Origin of the sequence: Kribbella sp. HUAS MG21 (assembly GCF_040254265.1) — a bacterium.
Lineage (GTDB): Bacteria > Actinomycetota > Actinomycetes > Propionibacteriales > Kribbellaceae > Kribbella.
Map to the genome: position 1 here is coordinate 2,281,762 of NZ_CP158165.1, position 18,652 is coordinate 2,300,413.

An 18,652-nucleotide genomic window follows, 5' to 3' on the forward strand; every position below is an offset into this window, starting at 1 on the left:
CTTCAGGAATCGGTCAGGTGGAAGATCTCGGGCAGCAGCTGGAACGACTCGTCCGGCGGCCTGCCCTCGGTGCCGGTGAAGAACTCGGTCATCTGGGCCTGCCAGCGGGCGTTGACCTCGGTCGCCGCCATCGCTTTCTGCGCCGCTTCCAGGTCCTCGGACTCGACGTACCCGACGAGCAGGCCGTCGTCGCGGAGGAACAGCGAATAGTTGTGCCAGCCGGACTCACGCAGCGCGTCCTGCATGTCCGGCCACACGTTGCGATGCCGGTCGACGTACTCGTCGAGCCGGTCGGGCCGGACCTGCAGGCAGAAGCAGTAACGATTCACGGCGGCACCTGTACTCGGGCGGGATCGCGCTGGCGATGGGGTGTGAAAGGTTTCAAGAGCGTCCCATGACGCTAAGCGCGCCGCCAGGGAGCCGTCAAGGCCTTGCCCAGCTTTCCCGGCCGATCCCGGACGGTCGGCGAGGCCTTACCGTGGAAACCGGGTATTCTTCGGCAGCTATCACGTTTCAAGTGCGCAGGGAGGTCTGGTGTCCGTCGACGACGCGGAAGCCCTGCCCGAGCGCACCCGCCGGCGCCGGACCCCGAAGCCGCACGCGGCCGGGGTGAAGGCGGTCGCCGCGGCCGCCGGGGTCTCCCTGGGCACCGTGTCGAACGTGCTCAACCGCCCCGAGGTGGTGAGCCCGCTGACCCGCGCGAAGGTCGAGGCCGCGATGGCCGCGCTCGGCTTCGTCCGGAACGAGTCGGCCCGGCAGTTGCGCGCCGGATCGAGCCGGATCCTCGCCTACCTGATGCTCGACGCCGGCAACCCGTTCTTCACCGACGTCGCGAAGGGCGTCGAGGAGGCGGCCCAGGCGGCCGGGCTGTCGGTGTTCCTCTGCAACAGCAGCGAGGACGCCGACCGCGAGGCGGCGTACCTCGACCTGCTCGAGCAGCAGCGCGTCCAGGGCATCCTGATCACGCCCATCGACCAGAACTCCTCCCGCCTGCGCAAATTGCCGTCCCGCGGTACGCCGGTGGTCGTGGTCGACCGCGCGCTCGACGACGCGCAGCACTGCTCGGTCGCGGTGAACGACATCCTGGGTGGCGAGCTCGCGATCGCACATCTGCTGGAGCTCGGCCACGAGCGGATCGCGTACGTCGGCGGGCCGAACACGATCGGTCAGGTCGTGGACCGCCGCGACGGCGCGCGCCGCGCACTGCGGACCGCCGGGAAGCCGACGGCCGACCTGATCGAGCTGACCACCGGCGCGCTCACGGTCGCCGAAGGAAGGGGCGCCGGGCAACGACTTGCGGGCCTGCCCGCGGACCGCCGGCCGACCGCCGCGTTCTGCGCGAACGACCTGCTGGCGTTGGGATTGCTGCAGCAGTGCGTGAGCCTCGGGCTGCGCGTCCCGGAGGACCTGGCGATCGTCGGGTACGACGACATCGAGTTCGCGGAGGCGGCCGCCGTACCGCTGACGTCGGTGCGCCAGCCGCGGCAGCTGCTCGGCCGGACCGCCGCGGAGCTCCTGCTCGACGAGTCGTCGAACCCGGACCACGAGCACCAGCGCGTCACGTTCACCCCGGAGCTGGTGGTCCGGACGTCAACGCGCGGGACCATCTAGGCCGTACGCCGCCAGGAACACGTCGACCGCGCGGTCCGCGAGGGCCTCCGGCTCGCCGGGCTTCGGCCGCTGGCGGGTGCCGGCGAACATTGCGCGGTTCATCGGCTTGTACATCACCAGCCCGGCGAACTGGTACGCCGCCAGCGTCGGGTCGTCGAGCTCGCGCAACAGCCCGCGGTCGCTCAGCCTCGTGAGCGCCTGCCCGAGCGCGTCGAGAGACTTCTCGAAGCCACTGGTGAACCAGGCTCCGCACACCTCGGGGAACCTGTCCGCTTCGGCGATCACCAGCCGGCGGAGCTGCAGCACGCTGTCGGCGGTGAGGCTCTGCAACAGGCGGAGCGCCAGCGCGCGCAGGGCCTCGCGCGCGTCGGACGCGCCCTCGAGCGTGTCGACGTACGCCTGGAGCAGGCCGTCCATGAGCTGGTCGCTGGTGCCGAGGACGATCTCGGCGAACAGCTTCTCCTTGTTCTCGAACTGCTTGTAGACGGTCTGCTTGGAGACCCCGGCCCTGGCCGCGACCTCGTCCATGCTCGCGCCGAGGTACCCGTGCTGCAGGAACACCTCGGTCGCCGCCGTGAGGATCGCGCGGCGCTTGCGCGGGGTCCGGCCCTCGGTCTCGATCTGCTCCATTCCGAAATCATACTAGACAGTCCAGTTCTCGTTTGAGTACTGTACGGTCTAGTTCTTCAGGGAGAGGGAAAAGATCATGAGCACCGTGACATCGGCCGACGGCACCACGATCGGCTACGAGGCGTACGGCGAGGGCAGGCCGCTGATCCTGATCGACGGGGCGACGGCGCACCGGGCCGTGAACCCGCTCAACGCCGAGGTGGGGAAGCTGCTGAGCGACGAGTTCCGGACGTACGCGTACGACCGGCGCGGCCGCGGCGAGAGCACCGACACCGCGCCGTACGCGATCCAGCGGGAGATCGAGGACATCGCCGCGCTGATCGACGACGCCTCATCGGTTGCCGGAGAGCAGCAGCCCGCGATCCTGTTCGGGTGGTCGTCGGGGTGCCTGCTGGCGCTCGACGCCGCGGCGGCGGGGCTGCCGGTCGCGGGCCTGGTGCTGTTCGAGCCGCCGGTCGTCGTGGACGACGTACGGCCGCCGCTGCCGTCCGACTACGTGGAGCAGCTCGACGCGTTCGTCGCCGAGGGGCGGCGCGACAAGGCCGCCGAGCTGTTCATGACCGCGGCCGCGATGATGCCGCCGGAGGCGATCCCGGGCATGAAGCAGTCGCCGTACTGGGGGCCGGTCGAGGAGATCGCGCACACGATCGCGTACGACGGACGCATCATGGGCACGACGATGTCCGGCAACCCGCTGCCCGCGGACCGCTGGGCGGACGTGAAGGTGCCGGTGCTCGTGCTGTACGGCGACCAGACCTGGCCGGCGTTGTCCGCCGGGGCCAAGGCCGTCGCGGAGCACCTGCCGACGGCGACGCTGCGGGCGGTCCCGGGCGAGAACCACAGCACCGAGGCGGCGACCCTGGCGCCGGTGTTGCGGGAGTTCTTGACCTAGAGCGCGCTCCAGGTTGTTGGATCTGGCGCATGGTGAATCTTGCGCTGGGTGCGATGGAGTACGGGACGCGGATCGACGAGCAGACCTCGTTCCGGTTGCTGGACGCGTACGTGGACGCAGGTGGCGAGTGGATCGACACCGCGAACTGCTACGCGTTCTGGCAGGACCCGACTGGGCACGGCGGGCAGAGCGAGGAACTGCTCGGGCGGTGGTTCGCGCAGCGTCCCGGCGTCCGGGACCGGGTCAAGCTGGCGACCAAGGTGGGCTGCGAGCCGCTGTGGCCCGGCAGCTGGCCGGAGCACACGGAAGGCCTGAGCAGCAAGGCGATCGACGCGGCGCTGGAGACCTCGCTCCGGCGCCTCGGTGTCGACCACATCGACCTGTACTGGGCGCACCGCGACGACCGGTCGACGCCGCTGGAGGAGACCGTCGCCGCCTTCGGCAAGCACGCGGCGGCCGGCACGATCGGCCGGCTCGGCCTGTCCAACTACGCCCTCTGGCGTGTCGAGCGGATGCGCGGCCTGGCCGCCGAGCTGGGTGTGATGGGCCCTAGCGCGCTGCAGCTGCGGTACTCGTACCTGCAGCCGCGGCCGTTGGTCCGCGACCACGCCCACGACCACCGCTTCGGCTGGATCACCGACGAGGTCCTGGACTACGCGCAGCACAACCCGGAGCAGCAGCTGTTCGCGTACAGCCCGCTGATGTCCGGCGCGTACGAGAACCGCCCCGACCGCCCCGTCCACGAGGCCTTCGACCACCCCGGCACCACCCGCCGCCTCCAGGTCCTCACCGACCTGGCCACCGAGCTAGGCACCACCCGCTCCGAACTGGTCCTGGCCTGGCTCACCGGCGGCAGCCCCGCCATCACCCCGATCGTCGGCGCCAGCACCCCGCAATACCTGACCACCGCCCTCACCGGCACCCAATTGGACCTCACCCCAGAACAACGCGAGCAACTCGACGAGGTGTGGTGATTGACCCTCCCCTTCGACCCGGGGTGGGTGAGATGGTTGACGGGTGGACAGGGATGGGTTCTGGGGTCTGGTCGAGGATGCGCGTGCCTCGGTGGATGACACCGTGGCTGATCCGGACGGGGTTGCGGACGCGTTGACCAAGGTGCTGGGTGCGGCGGAGGCCGAGGAGATCGTGGGGTTCGGGACCGAGCTCGCGCGGTTGCAGGTCGAGTCGTACCGGTGGGACCTGTGGGCGGCGGCGTACCTGATCAACTCGGGCGCCTCGGAGGACGGGTTCGACTCGTTCCGGGGCTGGTTGATCGCCCAGGGGCGGGAGGTGTGGGACGCCGCGCTGGCGGATCCGGACTCGCTCGCCGACGTGGTGGACGAGGACCGGCCGGAGGGGTTCGAGGGGTTCGACGGCGAGGGGATGCTGCACGTCGGCAGTCACGCGTACAAGAACGCGACCGGCGACGAGGCGGCGTACTGGAAGGCGGTCGACGCCGAAGCCCCGGACACGCCGGACCTGCCCGCCGGCGAGGAGATCGACTTCGACGACGAGGACGATCTGGAGGCGCGGCTGCCGCGGCTGGCCGCGCTCTACCTCAACGCTTGAGCGAAACCTAGGCCGGTTCGCCGCTGAGGCGTTCGATTGCGTTGCGGAGGCGGCGGCGCCAGCCGGGGCGGCCGGCTTCCTCGTCGGCGGCTGCGAGGCTGACCAGGTGCTGGGCGGTTTCGAAGCCCTCGGCGGTCTGCGGCTCGACCTCCGTCAGGGCAGCTTGCGGTTCGTGCACCTGGCGGCTGGTCCAGCCGAACCCGTCCGGCACCAGCAGCTCCGGTACGAGCGTCTCGTGGCTGAGCGACATCAGCTCCTTGTCACCGTTGCCGATGCTGAAGATCGTCGTACCGCGGCGCCGTACGTCGCTGATCCGCTCCAGCAACGTGTCGGCGGGCGTCTCCTCCGCGACGACCAGCAGCGACTCGCCACGACCTGCGTCCCGCAGACGGTCCAGACCGATCGCCAGGTGCGGCGGCGCGTCCGGCGGCGGCGCCCAGCGGACCAGCGACGGCCGGATGTCCTCGATCCCCGCGCGGTGCAGCTCGTCGTCCAGGTGCGCGGTCAGGTGCCACGGCTCGTCGTCGACCGGCCCGAACAGCATCAGCCCGCTCCGCCGCGTCGTGAACCGCCGCAACGCGTACCCGAACTCGGTGGTCCGGCTACCCAGCTCGGTGCCGCTCAGCATCTCCCGGAGGAGCGAGGCCCTGGTCAGATCCACACCCCCAACCTGACACATCCACCGGGTCCAGCGCGAGGCACACTCGTCGTACGACGCGCGAAAGGACGCCCTAGTGACATCGCTGATCTACCAGGAGACCTATCCGCCTGCCTCGCCGAGCAGGTTGTCGGAGTTGGAGGAGCAGCTGGGCGAACGGCTACCGGAGTCCTATCGCGAGTACCTCGCCGTACAGGACGGCGGTGCGCTGGAGGGCTACAACAACCACGGCATCGAGATCGTCACCGGCATCGGTGAGGTCCCCAAGTGGTCGAGCCTGTGGTACCTCCTCAGCCAGGACGGCGATGTGATTCCCACTGGCTGGATTCCCGTGGGCACCGACGCCGGCGGCGGTCTGTTCCTGCTGGCTGTGACGGGTGAGGACCGCGGCTCGGTCTGGTACCAGAGCAGCGAACTGGAAGAGGACGACGAGGGTGTGACCAGCCCGGTGGTCCGCGAGCGCCTTGCGGACTCGTGGGACGAGTTCCTGGCGTCGATCGAACCGCTCTAGAGCCGGTCGGCCTTCGACTGGAGGTAGTTGCGCTCCGGGACGCTCGTCGTACGGCGGGCCGCCAGCAGGTAGCTCTCCCGCGCCGCGGCGGTGTCGCCGGCCATTTCGAGAAGGTGGGCCCGGACCGCCTCCAACCGGTGGTTCATGCGGTCGTCCGACTCGAGTGGCTCGAGTACGGCGAGGCCCTCCTTCGGGCCGACCGCCATACCGACCGCTACCGCGTGGTTGAGCTTCACCATCGGGTTGTCGACCAGTTGCTCGAGTACGTCGTACAACGCGACGATCTGGCGCCAGTCCGTGTCCTCAGCACGCTCCGCCGTGTCGTGCACCGCCGCGATCGCCGCCTGGACCTGGTACGGCCCCAGCTGCGTCCGGGACAGCGCGTCGCTCACCAGCGCCTCACCCTCCCGGATAGCGGCCCTGTCCCATTTCGACCTGTCCTGCTCGGCCAGCGGGATCAGCGTGCCGTCCGCACCGGTTCGCGCCAGCCGGCGCGCATCGGTCAGCAGCATCAGCGCCAGCAGACCGGCGACCTCACCGTCGTCCGGCAGCAGCTTCCGTACGCCGCGCACCAGCCGGATCGCCTCTGTGGTCAGCTCCGCGCTGTGCAACGACGTACCGGACGACGCCGTGTAGCCCTCGTTGAAGATCAGGTAGAGCACATGCAGGACAGCACCCATCCGCTCGTCCCGCTCGGCTTCTGGCGGCAGCTCGAACGTGCTGCCGGCCTGCTTGATGCTCCGCTTCGCCCGGCTGATCCGCTGCGCCATGGTGGATTCCGGCACCAGGAACGCGGCCGCGATCTGCGCGGTCGTGAGACCGCCCACCGCACGCAGGGTCAGCGCGATCTGGGACGCGGGCGACAGCGCCGGGTGACAGCAGAGGAACAGCAACGTCAGCGTGTCGTCCTGGCCGCCCGGGTCGTCGGCGTCGGGGCCTGAGGCAACGAACTCCTCCGGAGCCGCCAGCTGGGCGGCGTTCTCCTCGCGCCGCCGCCGGGCCGACTCACTGCGCAGCAGGTCGGTGAGCCGCCGGGACCCGACCCGGATCAGCCAGCCCCGCGGGTTGTCCGGCACGCCCTCCCCCGGCCACTGCTGCGCGGCCGCGAGCAGCGCCTCCTGGACGGCCTCCTCGGCCAGGTCGAAGTGACCGTAGTGCCGCACCAGCGCGCTGAGGACCTGCGGCGCCTGCTCCCGCAGCAGGAGTTCGAAGTCCGTCACATCTCCAGCCCTGACATGTCCATCACCGGCCGCACCTCCACGGCGACGTACTCCGCGTCCGGCATCCGCGCGGCGTACCCGATCGCCTGGTCGATGTCGTCGCACTCCACCAGGTAGAACCCGGCCAGGTGCTCCTTGGCCTCCGCGTACGGCCCGTCGGTGGTCGTCGTGGTGTCGTCCCGCACCTGGACGGTCCGCGTGGTGATCGGGTCGGCCAGGCCGGCCGCGCTGACCAGCAGGCCCTGCTCGGTCAGTTCGCGGCTCAGGTTCTCGTGCGCGCGGCTCAGCCCCTCACGCTGCTCGGCGGACAGGCCCGCCCAGCTCTCGGCGTTGCTGTAGATCAGCAGCATGTACTTCACAGTCACCATCCTGTCCCCGGTGGAGGCCGCTGTGACCCCCTGACACCAGCTACGTCGAAACCGGTACGCCGTACTCGACAGTTGCCGGGAATGTCGAAAGACACCATGTCGGCACCGACGTCTCCGCCGAGTGACGCTCAGCCGGGGCGTCCCGCCGTACTGGAGATGGCCGATGGTTTCGGAGTCGAAGCGCTGGTTCGCGCTGGCATTGCTGTGCCTCACCGGGTTCATGATCATCCTCGACGCGTCGATCGTGCTGGTCGCCATACCGTCGATCGAGCGGGAGCTGACGTTCTCGACGGGCGGTGTGCAGTGGGTGCCGAGCGGGTACGCGCTGATGTTCGGCGGCCTGTTGCTGCTCGGGGGCCGGATCTCCGACCTGCTGGGGCGGAGGCGCGTGTTCATGACGGGCCTGCTGCTGTTCGCCGCCTCCTCGCTGCTGTGCGGGTTCGCGTGGGGCGGTGACGTGCTGGTGCTCGCCCGGGGTCTGCAGGGCGCGGCGGCCGCAGTACTGGCGCCCAGCGCGTTGTCGATCGTGATGACCACGTTCCCGTCCGGCCCGGATCGCAACAAGGCCCTGGGGATCTGGGGCGCGACCAGTGGCGTCGGCGGTACCGCGGGTTCGCTGATCGGAGGCCCTGTCACGGACGGTCTCGGCTGGCAGTGGATCTTCTTCATCAACGTGCCTGTGTGCGTGCTGGTCGTCGTACTGGCGCCCGTACTGCTGCTGGACAGTCGCGGCCCGGGCCGCCGGGGCTTCGACGTGGCCGGCGCCGTCACCGTCACCGCAGCACTCATCGTCCTCGTGTACGCCGTCATCGAAGCGCCGGAGTCCTCGGCAACGCGGACCGTCCTGTTGCTGCTCGGCTCCGCGCTTCTCTTCGCACTGTTCGTCGTGGTGGAGAAGAGGTCGGCTGCACCATTGGTGCCGCTGCGCATCTTCCACTCGCGGGCCCTGGTCGGTGGAAACCTCATCACGATCAGCTGGGGCCTGTCGGCGTTCGGCCTCAACTTCGTGTACACGCAGTACGCCCAGCTCGCACTGGGCGCGTCGGCGGTCCGCTACGGCCTCATGTCCGCAGTACTCGCGGCAACCGCGGTCGGCGGCTCCATGGTCGGCCAGCACCTGGTCACGCGGATCGGGCCTCGCAGGGTCGCCTTCGTGTCACTGCTGGTCGCTGGTGTCGGCACAACGGTGATGACTCGGCTCACCGCGACCTCCGGCTACTTCGAGCTGGCGTTCTGGGGCCTGACGGTCTTCGGTGCCGGACTCGGCGCCGGTACGGTCGCCGGCTCGATCGCCTCGCTCAGCGACGTCGCGGGCGAGGACGCCGGCGTCGCCTCCGGACTACAGAACGCAAGCTTCCAGATCGGCGGGGCGGTGGGCATCGCGGTGGTGTCCGCAGTAGCCGCCGCCAGTACGTCGGGGACCACGCCGGAGGCGCTGACCCACGGTTACCGCGCCGGCTTCGCGACGGTCTGGTTGTTCGTGCTGATCGGTCTGGCGGGCTGCCTGCTCGTCAAACGATCGTTGGAGGTTCGGCTCGACGAGAGTGGGAACCGGAAGCCCGTGGTCGCCACCTCCGCCCGGCGACCCCCAGTGAAGGAGGCTTCATGCTCATCCTCGGACTGATCCTGCTGATCCTCGGGTTCGTGCTGAACATCTCGATCCTGTGGACCATAGGAATCATCCTGCTCCTGGTCGGAGCGGTGTTCTGGATCCTCGGGGCGACCGGCCGCGCGGTCGGTGGACGACGGCACTGGTACTGATCGGCAGAACCAACGGGGACCCCGCGGGTACCGACCCGCGGGGTCCTGTCGGTCCGGATCGCTAGCGTGTCGTCCATGAAGTACGTCGTGATGATCTTTCGCAACGTCGACCGGGTGTGGAGCGCGGACGACGAGCAGGCGCTCGGGCGGTTGTTGCGACTCGAGCGGGAGCTGGCCGCGTCCGGTGAGCTGGTCAGCTCGGAAGGACTGCTGCCACCGGACGAGGGGCGGATCGTGCAGATCCGGGGCGGCCGGCAAGTCGTCACGGACGGGCCGTTCGGCGAGGCGAAGGAGCAGCTCGCCGGGTTCTTCCTGATCGACGCCGCCGACGACGACCGGGCGCAGGCGATCGCCGGGCAGGTCTCGGCCGCGGTCGGCGACCGGGTCGAGCTGCGCGGCACGCTGATCTCAGCGGGGATGCCAGAGGAACTTCGGTGACCGCTTCTGCGTGAAGGCCTCGATCCCTTCCGCGAGTTCACCGGAGGCGATCGTCTCGCGATACCGCCGTACCGCCGCCGGCTCCGCGTCCTCGCCGGCGAGCAGGGCGTTCACCGACTCCTTGGCGGACCGGATCGTCAGCTGCGACCGTGACACCAGCGTCTCCGCGAACGCCTCGGCCGCCGCCATCGGATCGTCGGCGACCCGGTCGACCAGCCCCTTCAGCTCGGCCTGTTCCGCGGTCAGCAACTCACCGCTGAACAGCAGGTACTTCGTCGTCGCGGGACCGACCAGGTCGAGCAGCACCTTGATCGCGGCCGGCGGGTAGACGACGCCGATCCGCGCCGGCGTGACGCCGAAGCTCGCGTCCGGGGCGGCGAACCGGAAGTCGCAGTTCACCGCGAGCTCCAGCCCGCCGCCGATGCAATGCCCGCGGACGACGGCGACGGTCGGCTTCGGGAACTCCCGCAGTGCGGCCTGCGCGCGCAGGTTGAACGCGCGCAGCTCCGCCATCGGATCGGCCGGATCGGCGCCCGAGATCAGCTCCCGGATGTCCGCCCCGGCCGAGAACGTCGGGCCTTCGCCGGTCACGAGCAGGACCTGGACCGCGTCGTCCGCCGCCAGCCCGGCGAGCAGGCCGGGCAGCGCCTCCCACATCGCCCGGGTCAGCGCGTTTCGCTTCGGCACGCGATCGATCACCAGCCGCGCGACGGCGCCACCCTCGACCCGGAAGTCCATCCGGGCAGTCAACCGCAAACCGTCACCGGTCCGCCGCGCCGTGGATCACACCGCGGCGCGCTTGGCCGGGATCACACCGCGGCGCGCTTGGCGCGGGACTTCGCGCGCGCCATCCGGAACAGGTACGCCGGCGTCGGCGGCACCCAGCCGAGCTGCTTGGCCTGGCCGAGGTCGTCGCGGTTCGCCCAGTGCTCGACGACCAGCCCGTCCTCGATCCGGAACCAGTGCGACTGCGTGACCGCGAACTCCTTGCCGGTCGGCGGGAACACCGTGTCCACCGATCCGTCCTCCGCGTAGGTGACGAACGGCGCGACGTGCCGGCCCTTCATCGTCGAGTTCACCGCCACGACATTGCCGTCGGCAACGACCTCCTGGATTTCGTACGACAGGCCCCCGAACGCGCCGCGCAACCACTGCGCGGTGGAGTGGAACGCGGCCGGACCCCGCCCCCGGCCGCCCGCCGGGCCGACGACGTCCTCCCGGTTCCGCGCGTCCGGGTGGATCACCGCGTCGAAGTCGGACCGATCCCCGTCGGCCATGATCAGGATGCTGCGGACGGCGAGGTCGCCGGCCCGGGTCGTGGTACTCATCGGATCCCCCAAAAATTAGATACAGTGAGACTGTACTCAAAAGCATCGGATCGGTGATGGCGGAAGTCAAGAGGAACTACGACGCGACCTCGCGGCGCGAGCGGGCCCGGCAACGCCGGCGGGACGTGGTGGTCGCGGCCCAGGAGCTGTTCGAGGCGGACGGTTTCCAGGCGACCACGATCAGTGCGATCGCGCGCCGGGCCGGCGTCTCGGCGGAGAGCATCTACAAGGGCTTCGGGACCAAGGCGGCGCTGGCGAAGGCGGTGTTCGACTTCGTCATAGTGGGCGACGACGAGCCGGTGCCGCTCGTCGAGCGCCCCGAGATCCGGGCGATCCAGGACGAGCCCGACGTACGGCGGAAACTCCGGCTGTACGTCGACGGACTGGTCGAGCGGCAGACCCGCGCGGCGCGCGTCCAGCTGCTGATCCGGGACGGCCGGCACAGCGACGACACCCTGCGCGCGACGTGGCAGACGCTGCTCGACGAGCGGCTGACCGGGATGACGATGTTCGCCCGGCACCTGCTGGAGACGGGGGACCTGCGCCCGGAGCTGACGCTCGACGACGTCGCCGACCTGCTCTGGACGTACATCTCGGTCGAGCTGTACGAGCTCCTCGTCCTGCACCGCGGCTGGCCCCCACAGCGGTACGGCGACCACGTGGCGGCCGCCATCACGGCCGCTCTGTGCAGACCAAGCGTTTGATCTCGAACCGGTTACATCCGGATAGCGGCCGGATCACGCTCCGGCCGAGCCTGGGGATGTTCGTAATGCGTTAAGACTCGGGGCCGATTCGAACCGGCGCGGCGAAGTGTGCTTGACTCCTCCGGTCGATAACGTTTTGGTCTCGGCAGATTGGGTAGAAGGTGGCTGCAGGACGACATAGACAGGCGCGGCACCGGCAGTCGCGTCCGAAGGTGATCCAGCCCGGCATTGCGAAGGTGGCGATCCCCGGCGCGGCAGTGGCCATGGTGGCCACCGGCTCGGCCGCCGCGATCCCCAGCCAGCAGATCCAGATCGACCCCTCGATCGCCAGCTCGTCCCTGCAGCTGTCGCGCGAGACCACGATCAGCCGCGACGCCCTGCGGCCGCCGATCAGCACGACCCCCGCGCCGGCGCCGAGCGCCACGCCGAAGCCGCGGCCGAAGCCGAGCCCGACGGCGCGGCACCTGAAGAAGCAGGCGCCGATCCCGAAGCCGACGGCGACGAAGACCCGCGCGACCCAGGAGGTCAACGCGGCCCCGCCGAAGATCTCCGGCTCGAAGTACACCACCACCGACGTGAACCTCTGGTCGCTGCCACTGACCGGCATCCTGCTGGACGTGCTGCCGAAGGGCACCAAGGTCTCCGTCACCGGGAAGATCGACGGCATCTGGGCCGAGGTCGTCCGGGACGGCAAGTCCCGCTGGGTGAAGGCGCAGTACCTGTCCGCCACCAAGCCGGTCGCGAGCACCGCCGGGACGATCTCGCAGGCCCCCTGCAAGTCCGGCTCCGGCGTCGAGGACGGCCTGACCCAGGACGCGATCCGGGTCCACCGCGCGGTCTGCGCGAAGTTCCCCGACATCACGTCGTACGGCGGTCTGCGGGCCGGCGACACCGGCTCGGAGCACTCCACCGGGCGCGCGCTCGACATCATGGTCAGCGGTTCGCGTGGCCAGGAGATCGCGGACTGGCTGAAGGCCAACTACAAGAAGCTCGGCATCAGCGAGCTGATCTGGTCGCAGCAGATCTGGACGGTGCAGCGCAGCAGCGAGGGCTGGCGCGGCATGGAGGACCGCGGCGGCGCGACCGCGAACCACTACGACCACGTGCACGTGTCCGTCTACGGCAACTCCGGCACGGTCTGAGTTCTTCGCACCACAGAGGCCCGGTCCCTCCCTCCTGGGACCGGGCCTTTCTCATGGGCGGATGTTGGCGTTCAGGTGGAAGAAGTTCGCCGGGTCGTAGGTCCGCTTGACGGCCCGCAGCCTGCGCAGGTCCGCCGGGCTGTACGCCGTGTCGGCGCGGTCCGGGTCGCCCAGGAAGTTCACGAAGGTGCGGCCGGAGTTCGGCAGGTCCGCGACCTCCCGGTCGATGATCAGCGAGTACGACGCCGCACGGTGGCCGACGGGCCCCGCGGCCGGGCCGGGGTGCGCCATCGCGCCGCCCCAGTGCCGGACCTCGACAGTGGCGTCCTCGAGTTCGGTGACGGTGTCGATCACCTCGTCGGTCAGCGTGTCCAGGAAGTCCAGGTGCCGGGCGGGGGTGCCGCCCATCGCGGCGTCGGCGTACTCGATCGTCCGGAGCTCGCCGGCCAGGCGCGGGCCCGCGGTCTCGAAGAGCGGCTTCAGCAGGTGCTCGGCGACGTCGGCGGGACCGGCGTACAGGACCTTGGTCGCGACGGCGCGCTGCTCGGTGCCGGGGATGCGCGTGAGCACGACCGCGGTGCTGAGCTCGTTGGGGATCGTGGCCGTCCAGTCGCGGTACCGGCGGAGGATCGCGGCGGCGCGGTCGATGCCGTAGTACACGATGCCGGCGTGCACCTCGCGGACCGGGTAGAGGCGGAACTCGAGCGAGGTGACGACGCCGAAGTTGCCGGTGCCGCCGCGGATCGCCCAGAACAGGTCCGGGTGCTGGTCGGCGCTCGCGGTGACGGTCCGGCCGTCGGCGGTGACGACCTCCGCGCGGATCACGCTGTCGGCCGCGAACCCGTACTTGCGGGCCAGCCAGCCGACACCGCCGCCGAGCGTGTAGCCGGTGACGCCGACGTCCCGGTGCGAGCCGGACAGCGGGGCGAGCCCGAACTGCCGCGCCGCGTCCAGGACCGCGCCCCAGCGGGCGCCCGGCGCGACCTTCGCGATCCGCCGCTCCGGGTCGATCAGCACCGAGGTCATCGCGGTGGTCTTCAGCAGGATCCCGCCGTCGGCCGGCACCCGCGTACCGTGTCCGGTCGCCTGGACCGCGAGCGGTACGCCGTACTCCCGGGCCGTCCGCACCGCCGCCTGGATGTCGGTCCGCGAGTACGCCTCGACGACCGCCAGCGGCCGGGAGTCGACCGAGGGGATCACCGACCGCCGCTGCTCGTCGTACTCCGGCTCGCCCGGCAGCCGGACGGCGCCGTTGAACCCCGCCCCCAACAGCCCCGCCACCACATCACTGGCGACCACCGCAATTGCCTGCGTAGACATCCGATCCCACTCCCTCGCCGTAGCTGCTCCTGCCTGTACGTCGAAGGGGACCGGCGGATATAGACACGCCTGCCAAACTTTTTCCGATGACCCACTCAGTCGAGTTCTCCGGGCCCACCCTGACCAAGCGGTACACGTCCTGGCCCCGAAACGAACCGGAACGCGAGTGGGCCGCCCTCACCCTGCTCTCGCGCGCTACTCACGGGCTGGTGCCGACCCCGCTCTCCTGCTCCAGCGACCCCACGCCACGCCTGACCATGACCATCGTTCCCGGCCGACCGCTCGGCGGTCGCCTCACGTCTGCGCAGCTCGCGGCCCTGGGCGCTGCGCTGGAGACGCTCTGGTCGGTGCCGCCTGCCGGGTTGGCGCCTGTTGACCTCGGGCAGGTGCGCGAGCGCACTCGCGCGGGTATGAGCGTGTTGCGCCAGCAGGATGGTGTGGTCGCGGAGGCTGCTGCTGCCTGGCTCGACGACGAGCCGCCGGAGCTGGACGTACGGAATCCGGTGGTCGCGCACGGGGATCCGAATCTGGCCAACTACCTGTGGGACGGCGAGCGGGTGCACCGCAATCCGCCGGGGACCGCGGAGGCGCAGGCCCTCCGGGTGCTCAGGCTGGTCGGGGCAGCACCGCGAGCCGGTCGAGGTCGGCCAGGATGTTGATCTCGGTGATCTTGCCGTCGACCACCGTGACATCCATGACGCCCATGAGCCGGCCGTTGACCAAGGTGACCGAGCCGGGCCGTCCGTTGACGAGCGCCAGCTCGGTGTGCGGCGCCATCCGGCTGAACATGAGCGCCTGCTCGACCACCGCACGCGCCCCGCGCACCAGCTTCGACACCGCCGGACCGGCGAACTCGGCGGCCGCGGCACCGGCATCTGCCCGCAGCACCACCTCCGGGTCGAGCAGCTCGAGCAGACCCTGGAAGTCGCCACCGCGCGACGCAGCCATGAACGCCTCGACGACCGCCCGCTGCCGGCTGACGTCCCCGTCCCCGGCCGGCGCGCCCTGCACCCGCCGCCGCGCCCGGCTGGCCAGCTGACGCGTCGCGGCCGGCGACTTGTCCACAATCGTCGCGATCTCGTCGAACCCGACCCCGAACATGTCGTGCAGCACGAACGCCAGCCGCTCGGCCGGCGACAGCGTCTCCAGTACGACGAGCAGCGCCAGCCCGACCGCATCCGCGTGGACCGCCTCGTCCTCGGGCCCCGGCTCGCCGATGATCGGGTCCGGCACGTAGGTGTCCAGCGAGTCCTCCCGTCGCGACTTGCGGCTGCGGAGCATGTCCAGGCACACCCGCGACACCACCGTGGTCAGCCAGCCCGCCAGGTTGCCGACGTCGCTCACGTCGGTCCGGCTCAGCCGCAGCCAGGCCTCCTGTACGGCGTCCTCGGCCTCCGCCAGCGACCCGAGCATCCGGTAGGCGACCGCCCGCAGATGCCCACGGTTCTGCTCGAACTGTCGCGCCAACTGCTCGTGCTCGTCCACGGCTGCCCTTCTGCTCGGCCCTCGACCACCCTGACGGATGGGCCCACCATGATGTGACAGGTGGCCCGTTGGGCTGATCATGGGGTCATGACTCAGGCGCGCGGCGACTTGGTGTTCGAGGACGATTTCGACGCACCGTCACTGGACCTGTCCGCCTGGTCACCGCACTACCTTCCGCAGTGGAGCTCCCGCGCCGCCTCCGCAGCGACGTACCAGCTGGCCGACTCCTGTCTCACGCTCAGCATCCCCGACTCACAGGGCCTGTGGTGCGCGGGCGACCACAAGCCCGACCTGCGCGTGTCCGGCATCCAGTCGGGGAACTACTCGGGGCCGGTGGGCAGCACGATCGGACAGCAGCCGTACCGGGAGGGTCTGGTCGTCCGTGAGGAGCAGCATCCGTTCAGGGGCTGGACGCCGAACGGCGGGTACGTCGAGCTGCGCGCCAAGGCGGACATCGCACCGGGGTCGATGGTGTCGCTGTGGATGGTCGGCCTGGAGGAGCAGCCGGACCAGTGCGGCGAGATCTGCGTGATGGAGGTGTTCGGCGACACCGTGGTGCCCGGCGAGTCCGCCGCGGTCGGCATGGGCCTGAAGACCATCCGGGACCCAGCCGTGCCGCAGGACTTCCAGGCGGTCCCGCTGCCGATCGACCTGCGCGAGTTCCACACGTACGCGGTGGTGTGGTCCGGCGGCGAGGCGACGTTCTCCGTCGACGGTACGGCGATCCGCACCTGCCATGGCGCGCCGACCTACCCGCTGCAACTGATGCTCGCTGTCTTCGACTTCCCGGAGCAGTCCGACGGCCGGCTGGTACCGAGCTTCACCGTCGACCGCATCCGTGGATGGGCGATTGCGGAGGAGCTGGTGGCCTGACTAAGGTCAACGGCATGTCTCAGCGCGCGAGCATGTGGTGGGCCGTCGACCCGACGGCCTGATCTCGCGCGCATCCAACCGGCCGTCTCCTGCGAGGCGGCCGTTGTCATGTCCTCCTCGTGGGCGGCCCAGCACCCCCTGAGGAATGCCGATGGCAACAACGCTCCGGACGTGGTCCGGTCTGATCTCCGCGCTCCTGGCCGGCTCCGACCTGTCGGCGGCGGACACCGGCTGGGCGATGGACCAACTGGTGCTGGGCGAGGTGTCGCCGGCGCAGATCTCCGGGTTCCTCATCGCGCTGCGGGCGAAGGGGGAGACGGCGGACGAGCTCAACGGGCTGGCGACGGTACTGCGCTCGCACGCGACGCCCGTGCCGATCCGCGGGCCGTTCGTGGACATCGTCGGCACAGGTGGCGACCGTACCGGCGCCGCGAACATCTCCACGATGGCGGCCGTTGTTGTCGCGGCTACTGGTACGACCGTGGTCAAGCACGGTGGCCGCGCTGCCTCCTCGTCTGCTGCAGGATCCGGTGACCTGGTCGAACACCTGGGCGTTCCACTCGACCTGACCGCGGCTGCTGCGGCCCGGATGGCTGCTGACGTTGGTCTGACCTACTTGTTCGCGCCGCGCTTCAACCCGGCGCTCCGCCACGTTGCCGTCGTACGGCGTGAGCTCGCCGTCCCCACTGCGTTCAACGTGCTGGCACCGCTGCTGAACCCGGCTGATCCACAGCACCAGCTCGTCGGTGTGGCGAACGCTCGCATGCTGCCAGTGCTGGCCGGTGCGCTCGCCCAGCAAGGCAGGTCGGCGCTGGTGGTGCGTGGCGACGACGGGCTCGACAAGCTGACGACTACTGGCTACTCGCGGCTGTGGATCGTGCATGGCGGGTCTGCGTCGGAGGTGGTGTTCGACCCGCGTTCATTGGGGTTGCGGCCCTCCTCTCTGGCTGAGCTGCGCGGTGGTGATGCTGCTTTCAACGCAGGGCTGCTGCGCGGGCTGGTCGACGGGGAGCGTGGACCGGTGCGGGACGTCGTACTGCTCAATGCTGCGGCCGCACTGGCGACCCTGTCGTTGGAGTCCGGGCTGGAGCAGCTGGCGGACCGCTTCGACCAGTGCCGGGAGGCGGTCGACAGCGGCCGCGCGGCCGCAGTACTGGATCACTGGACCGGGCAGTCGTTAGCGCGACAGTGATGCGAGACCTCCTGGACGCCGCACGAGCAGGTGACGAGCAGGCCTTCGGTCAGCTGGTCGATCCGTGGCGTGGCGAGCTGCACGCGCACTGCTACCGGATGCTCGGCTCCGACGCAGACGCGGACGACGCTGTGCAGGAGACGTTGCTGCGGGCGTGGCGCGGTCTGCACGGGTACGAAGACCGCGGGTCGATCCGCCCCTGGCTGTACAAGATCGCCACGAACCGCTGCCTCACCCTGATCGAGCAGCGTGGCCGCCGCGACGTGGAGACGCTGGAGCCGTATCCGGAGAGCCGTCTCGCGTGGACGTCGTCGCTGACACCGGAGGCCGAGCTGCTGGCGCTGGAGTCGGTCGAGCTGGCGTTCGTCGCGTCGCTGCAGCACCTGTCCGCTCTGCAGCGTGCAGTGCTGTTGCTGCGCGACGTACTGGCGTTCAGTGCGCGTGAGGTGGCTGAGTTGCTCGACACCTCTGTTGCTGCGGTCAACAGCGCGCTGCAGCGGGCACGGGCGGTCGTGAGCGACGTACCCAGTCAGCAGCGGACCCTGCGCGCGCTGGGCGATTCCGGCGAGCGGGACCTGGTACGGCGGTACATCGCGGCCTGGGAGGCGCGTGACGTCGACGCGATCGTCGCGATGCTGGCGGCGGACGCGAAGTACTCGATGCCGCCGCTGCCCGACTGGTTCGTGGGCCGGGACGCGATCCGCGCGTTCCTGCTCGACCAGCCGCTGCGCTCGCACTGGCGGTTCCTGCCGGCGCGGGCGAACGGTCAGCTCGCGTTCGGCACCTACCTCCTCGACGGCGACCGCTACGTGCCCGGCGGGCTGGATGTCGTCGTACTGCGCGGTTCCGAGATCGTCGAAGTGGTGTCGTACCTGGAGGCGGATTTCGCCGCTTTCGGTCTGCCGGTGGAGCTGCCGCGATGAGTTTGCGGGATCTCGCGGGTTGTAGGG

Annotated in this window: 23 protein-coding genes; 14 read left to right on the forward strand and 9 right to left on the reverse strand. The window is 70.1% G+C overall.

Annotated elements, in window-relative coordinates:
- Positions 1-2 precede the first annotated feature (2 nt).
- Positions 3-329 (reverse strand): L-rhamnose mutarotase, encoded by a 327-nt coding sequence (locus ABN611_RS10990; RefSeq protein WP_350279720.1) that lies wholly within the window; start codon positions 327-329, stop codon positions 3-5.
- A gap of 205 nt (positions 330-534) precedes the next feature.
- Here ABN611_RS10990 and ABN611_RS10995 point away from each other — a divergent pair, with 205 nt between their 5' ends.
- Positions 535-1,611 (forward strand): LacI family DNA-binding transcriptional regulator, encoded by a 1,077-nt coding sequence (locus ABN611_RS10995; protein ID WP_350279721.1) that lies wholly within the window; start codon positions 535-537, stop codon positions 1,609-1,611.
- Here ABN611_RS10995 and ABN611_RS11000 read toward each other — a convergent pair.
- A complete protein-coding gene (locus ABN611_RS11000; RefSeq protein ID WP_350279722.1) occupies positions 1,591-2,241 on the reverse strand; it encodes a TetR/AcrR family transcriptional regulator in 651 nt (216 codons plus the stop codon). The genes ABN611_RS10995 and ABN611_RS11000 overlap by 21 nt on opposite strands.
- A 76-nt stretch (positions 2,242-2,317) precedes the next feature.
- Between ABN611_RS11000 and ABN611_RS11005 the strand changes: the two genes are divergently transcribed.
- The 3 genes from ABN611_RS11005 to ABN611_RS11015 are packed head-to-tail and all read left to right on the forward strand — an operon-like array spanning position 2,318 to position 4,702.
- Positions 2,318-3,133, forward strand: coding sequence for an alpha/beta hydrolase (locus ABN611_RS11005; RefSeq protein WP_350279723.1), 816 nt, complete (start codon positions 2,318-2,320; stop codon positions 3,131-3,133).
- Between the two features lie 29 nt (positions 3,134-3,162).
- Positions 3,163-4,107: an aldo/keto reductase gene (locus ABN611_RS11010; RefSeq protein WP_350279724.1), complete on the forward strand. Its 945-nt coding sequence runs from the start codon at positions 3,163-3,165 to the stop codon at positions 4,105-4,107.
- A gap of 43 nt (positions 4,108-4,150) precedes the next feature.
- A complete protein-coding gene (locus ABN611_RS11015; RefSeq protein WP_350279725.1) occupies positions 4,151-4,702 on the forward strand; it encodes a DUF4240 domain-containing protein in 552 nt (183 codons plus the stop codon).
- Positions 4,703-4,709: 7 nt separating this feature from the next.
- On the opposite strand, the gene ABN611_RS11020 is transcribed toward ABN611_RS11015, so the two are convergent.
- Complete coding sequence (locus ABN611_RS11020) at positions 4,710-5,363, reverse strand: hypothetical protein (protein ID WP_350279726.1); 654 nt, start codon at positions 5,361-5,363, stop codon at positions 4,710-4,712.
- A gap of 73 nt (positions 5,364-5,436) precedes the next feature.
- Here ABN611_RS11020 and ABN611_RS11025 point away from each other — a divergent pair, with 73 nt between their 5' ends.
- Complete coding sequence (locus tag ABN611_RS11025; RefSeq protein WP_350279727.1) at positions 5,437-5,871, forward strand: SMI1/KNR4 family protein; 435 nt, start codon at positions 5,437-5,439, stop codon at positions 5,869-5,871.
- On the opposite strand, the gene ABN611_RS11030 is transcribed toward ABN611_RS11025, so the two are convergent.
- Complete coding sequence (locus ABN611_RS11030) at positions 5,868-7,091, reverse strand: DUF6596 domain-containing protein (protein ID WP_350279728.1); 1,224 nt, start codon at positions 7,089-7,091, stop codon at positions 5,868-5,870. The two genes, ABN611_RS11025 and ABN611_RS11030, sit on opposite strands and share 4 nt — an antisense overlap.
- Positions 7,088-7,441, reverse strand: coding sequence for a YciI family protein (locus ABN611_RS11035; RefSeq protein WP_350281626.1), 354 nt, complete (start codon positions 7,439-7,441; stop codon positions 7,088-7,090). Before ABN611_RS11035 ends, ABN611_RS11030 begins: the two co-directional genes overlap by 4 nt.
- 181 nt (positions 7,442-7,622) lie before the next feature.
- On the opposite strand from ABN611_RS11035, the gene ABN611_RS11040 reads away from it, so the two are divergent.
- The 3 genes from ABN611_RS11040 to ABN611_RS11050 all read left to right on the forward strand — a co-directional run bounded on the left by ABN611_RS11040 (position 7,623) and on the right by ABN611_RS11050 (position 9,658).
- Positions 7,623-9,083 carry an MFS transporter gene (locus ABN611_RS11040; protein WP_350279729.1) on the forward strand — a complete coding sequence of 487 codons (1,461 nt, stop codon included), beginning with the start codon at positions 7,623-7,625 and terminating at the stop codon, positions 9,081-9,083.
- Complete coding sequence (locus ABN611_RS11045) at positions 9,065-9,220, forward strand: DUF6131 family protein (RefSeq protein WP_350279730.1); 156 nt, start codon at positions 9,065-9,067, stop codon at positions 9,218-9,220. The genes ABN611_RS11040 and ABN611_RS11045 overlap by 19 nt, the downstream gene beginning before the upstream one ends.
- A 75-nt stretch (positions 9,221-9,295) precedes the next feature.
- Positions 9,296-9,658: a YciI family protein gene (locus ABN611_RS11050; protein ID WP_350279731.1), complete on the forward strand. Its 363-nt coding sequence runs from the start codon at positions 9,296-9,298 to the stop codon at positions 9,656-9,658.
- Here the strand turns inward: ABN611_RS11050 and ABN611_RS11055 are convergent.
- Both ABN611_RS11055 and ABN611_RS11060 read right to left on the reverse strand, forming a co-directional pair.
- Complete coding sequence (locus ABN611_RS11055) at positions 9,629-10,396, reverse strand: enoyl-CoA hydratase/isomerase family protein (protein ID WP_350279732.1); 768 nt, start codon at positions 10,394-10,396, stop codon at positions 9,629-9,631. The genes ABN611_RS11050 and ABN611_RS11055 overlap by 30 nt on opposite strands.
- Before the next feature lie 71 nt (positions 10,397-10,467).
- Positions 10,468-10,986 carry an ester cyclase gene (locus ABN611_RS11060; protein ID WP_350279733.1) on the reverse strand — a complete coding sequence of 173 codons (519 nt, stop codon included), beginning with the start codon at positions 10,984-10,986 and terminating at the stop codon, positions 10,468-10,470.
- Positions 10,987-11,042: 56 nt separating this feature from the next.
- On the opposite strand from ABN611_RS11060, the gene ABN611_RS11065 reads away from it, so the two are divergent.
- Positions 11,043-11,690, forward strand: a complete 648-nt coding sequence (locus ABN611_RS11065; protein WP_350279734.1) for a TetR family transcriptional regulator — start codon at positions 11,043-11,045, stop codon at positions 11,688-11,690.
- A gap of 212 nt (positions 11,691-11,902) precedes the next feature.
- Positions 11,903-12,832, forward strand: a complete 930-nt coding sequence (locus ABN611_RS11070; protein ID WP_350279735.1) for an SH3 domain-containing protein — start codon at positions 11,903-11,905, stop codon at positions 12,830-12,832.
- Between the two features lie 51 nt (positions 12,833-12,883).
- Here the strand turns inward: ABN611_RS11070 and ABN611_RS11075 are convergent, their stop codons facing one another.
- Positions 12,884-14,152 carry an FAD-binding oxidoreductase gene (locus ABN611_RS11075; protein ID WP_350279736.1) on the reverse strand — a complete coding sequence of 423 codons (1,269 nt, stop codon included), beginning with the start codon at positions 14,150-14,152 and terminating at the stop codon, positions 12,884-12,886.
- Between the two features lie 86 nt (positions 14,153-14,238).
- On the opposite strand from ABN611_RS11075, the gene ABN611_RS11080 reads away from it, so the two are divergent.
- Positions 14,239-14,811 (forward strand): phosphotransferase, encoded by a 573-nt coding sequence (locus ABN611_RS11080; RefSeq protein ID WP_350279737.1) that lies wholly within the window; start codon positions 14,239-14,241, stop codon positions 14,809-14,811.
- On the opposite strand, the gene sigJ is transcribed toward ABN611_RS11080, so the two are convergent.
- Positions 14,759-15,637 carry an RNA polymerase sigma factor SigJ gene (gene sigJ, locus ABN611_RS11085; RefSeq protein ID WP_350279738.1) on the reverse strand — a complete coding sequence of 293 codons (879 nt, stop codon included), beginning with the start codon at positions 15,635-15,637 and terminating at the stop codon, positions 14,759-14,761. The genes ABN611_RS11080 and sigJ overlap by 53 nt on opposite strands.
- Before the next feature lie 87 nt (positions 15,638-15,724).
- Between sigJ and ABN611_RS11090 the strand changes: the two genes are divergently transcribed.
- The 3 genes from ABN611_RS11090 (at position 15,725) to ABN611_RS11100 (ending at position 18,625) form a co-directional block, all read left to right on the forward strand.
- A complete protein-coding gene (locus ABN611_RS11090; protein ID WP_350279739.1) occupies positions 15,725-16,510 on the forward strand; it encodes a glycoside hydrolase family 16 protein in 786 nt (261 codons plus the stop codon).
- Between the two features lie 151 nt (positions 16,511-16,661).
- On the forward strand, positions 16,662-17,702 hold the full coding sequence (gene trpD, locus ABN611_RS11095; RefSeq protein ID WP_350279740.1) for an anthranilate phosphoribosyltransferase: 1,041 nt from the start codon (positions 16,662-16,664) through the stop codon (positions 17,700-17,702).
- A complete protein-coding gene (locus tag ABN611_RS11100; RefSeq protein WP_350279741.1) occupies positions 17,702-18,625 on the forward strand; it encodes a sigma-70 family RNA polymerase sigma factor in 924 nt (307 codons plus the stop codon). The genes trpD and ABN611_RS11100 overlap by 1 nt, the downstream gene beginning before the upstream one ends.
- Positions 18,626-18,652: the final 27 nt, after the last annotated feature.

Bases quoted from the DNA above. Each gene is read 5' to 3' on its own strand.
- ABN611_RS11035 (WP_350281626.1), bottom strand. From the start codon at position 7,441: ATGCTGCTGATCTACAGCAACGCCGAGAGCTGGGCGGGCCTGTCCGCC.
- ABN611_RS11065 (WP_350279734.1), top strand. From the start codon at position 11,043: ATGGCGGAAGTCAAGAGGAACTACGACGCGACCTCGCGGCGCGAGCGG.
- ABN611_RS11090 (WP_350279739.1), top strand. From the start codon at position 15,725: ATGACTCAGGCGCGCGGCGACTTGGTGTTCGAGGACGATTTCGACGCA.
- ABN611_RS11040 (WP_350279729.1), top strand. From the start codon at position 7,623: ATGGTTTCGGAGTCGAAGCGCTGGTTCGCGCTGGCATTGCTGTGCCTC.
- ABN611_RS11055 (WP_350279732.1), bottom strand. From the start codon at position 10,396: ATGGACTTCCGGGTCGAGGGTGGCGCCGTCGCGCGGCTGGTGATCGAT.
- ABN611_RS11060 (WP_350279733.1), bottom strand. From the start codon at position 10,986: ATGAGTACCACGACCCGGGCCGGCGACCTCGCCGTCCGCAGCATCCTG.
- ABN611_RS11045 (WP_350279730.1), top strand. From the start codon at position 9,065: ATGCTCATCCTCGGACTGATCCTGCTGATCCTCGGGTTCGTGCTGAAC.
- ABN611_RS11010 (WP_350279724.1), top strand. From the start codon at position 3,163: ATGGTGAATCTTGCGCTGGGTGCGATGGAGTACGGGACGCGGATCGAC.
- ABN611_RS11050 (WP_350279731.1), top strand. From the start codon at position 9,296: ATGAAGTACGTCGTGATGATCTTTCGCAACGTCGACCGGGTGTGGAGC.
- ABN611_RS11075 (WP_350279736.1), bottom strand. From the start codon at position 14,152: ATGTCTACGCAGGCAATTGCGGTGGTCGCCAGTGATGTGGTGGCGGGG.
- ABN611_RS11000 (WP_350279722.1), bottom strand. From the start codon at position 2,241: ATGGAGCAGATCGAGACCGAGGGCCGGACCCCGCGCAAGCGCCGCGCG.
- ABN611_RS11080 (WP_350279737.1), top strand. From the start codon at position 14,239: ATGACCCACTCAGTCGAGTTCTCCGGGCCCACCCTGACCAAGCGGTAC.
- trpD (WP_350279740.1), top strand. From the start codon at position 16,662: ATGGCAACAACGCTCCGGACGTGGTCCGGTCTGATCTCCGCGCTCCTG.
- ABN611_RS11100 (WP_350279741.1), top strand. From the start codon at position 17,702: ATGCGAGACCTCCTGGACGCCGCACGAGCAGGTGACGAGCAGGCCTTC.
- ABN611_RS11005 (WP_350279723.1), top strand. From the start codon at position 2,318: ATGAGCACCGTGACATCGGCCGACGGCACCACGATCGGCTACGAGGCG.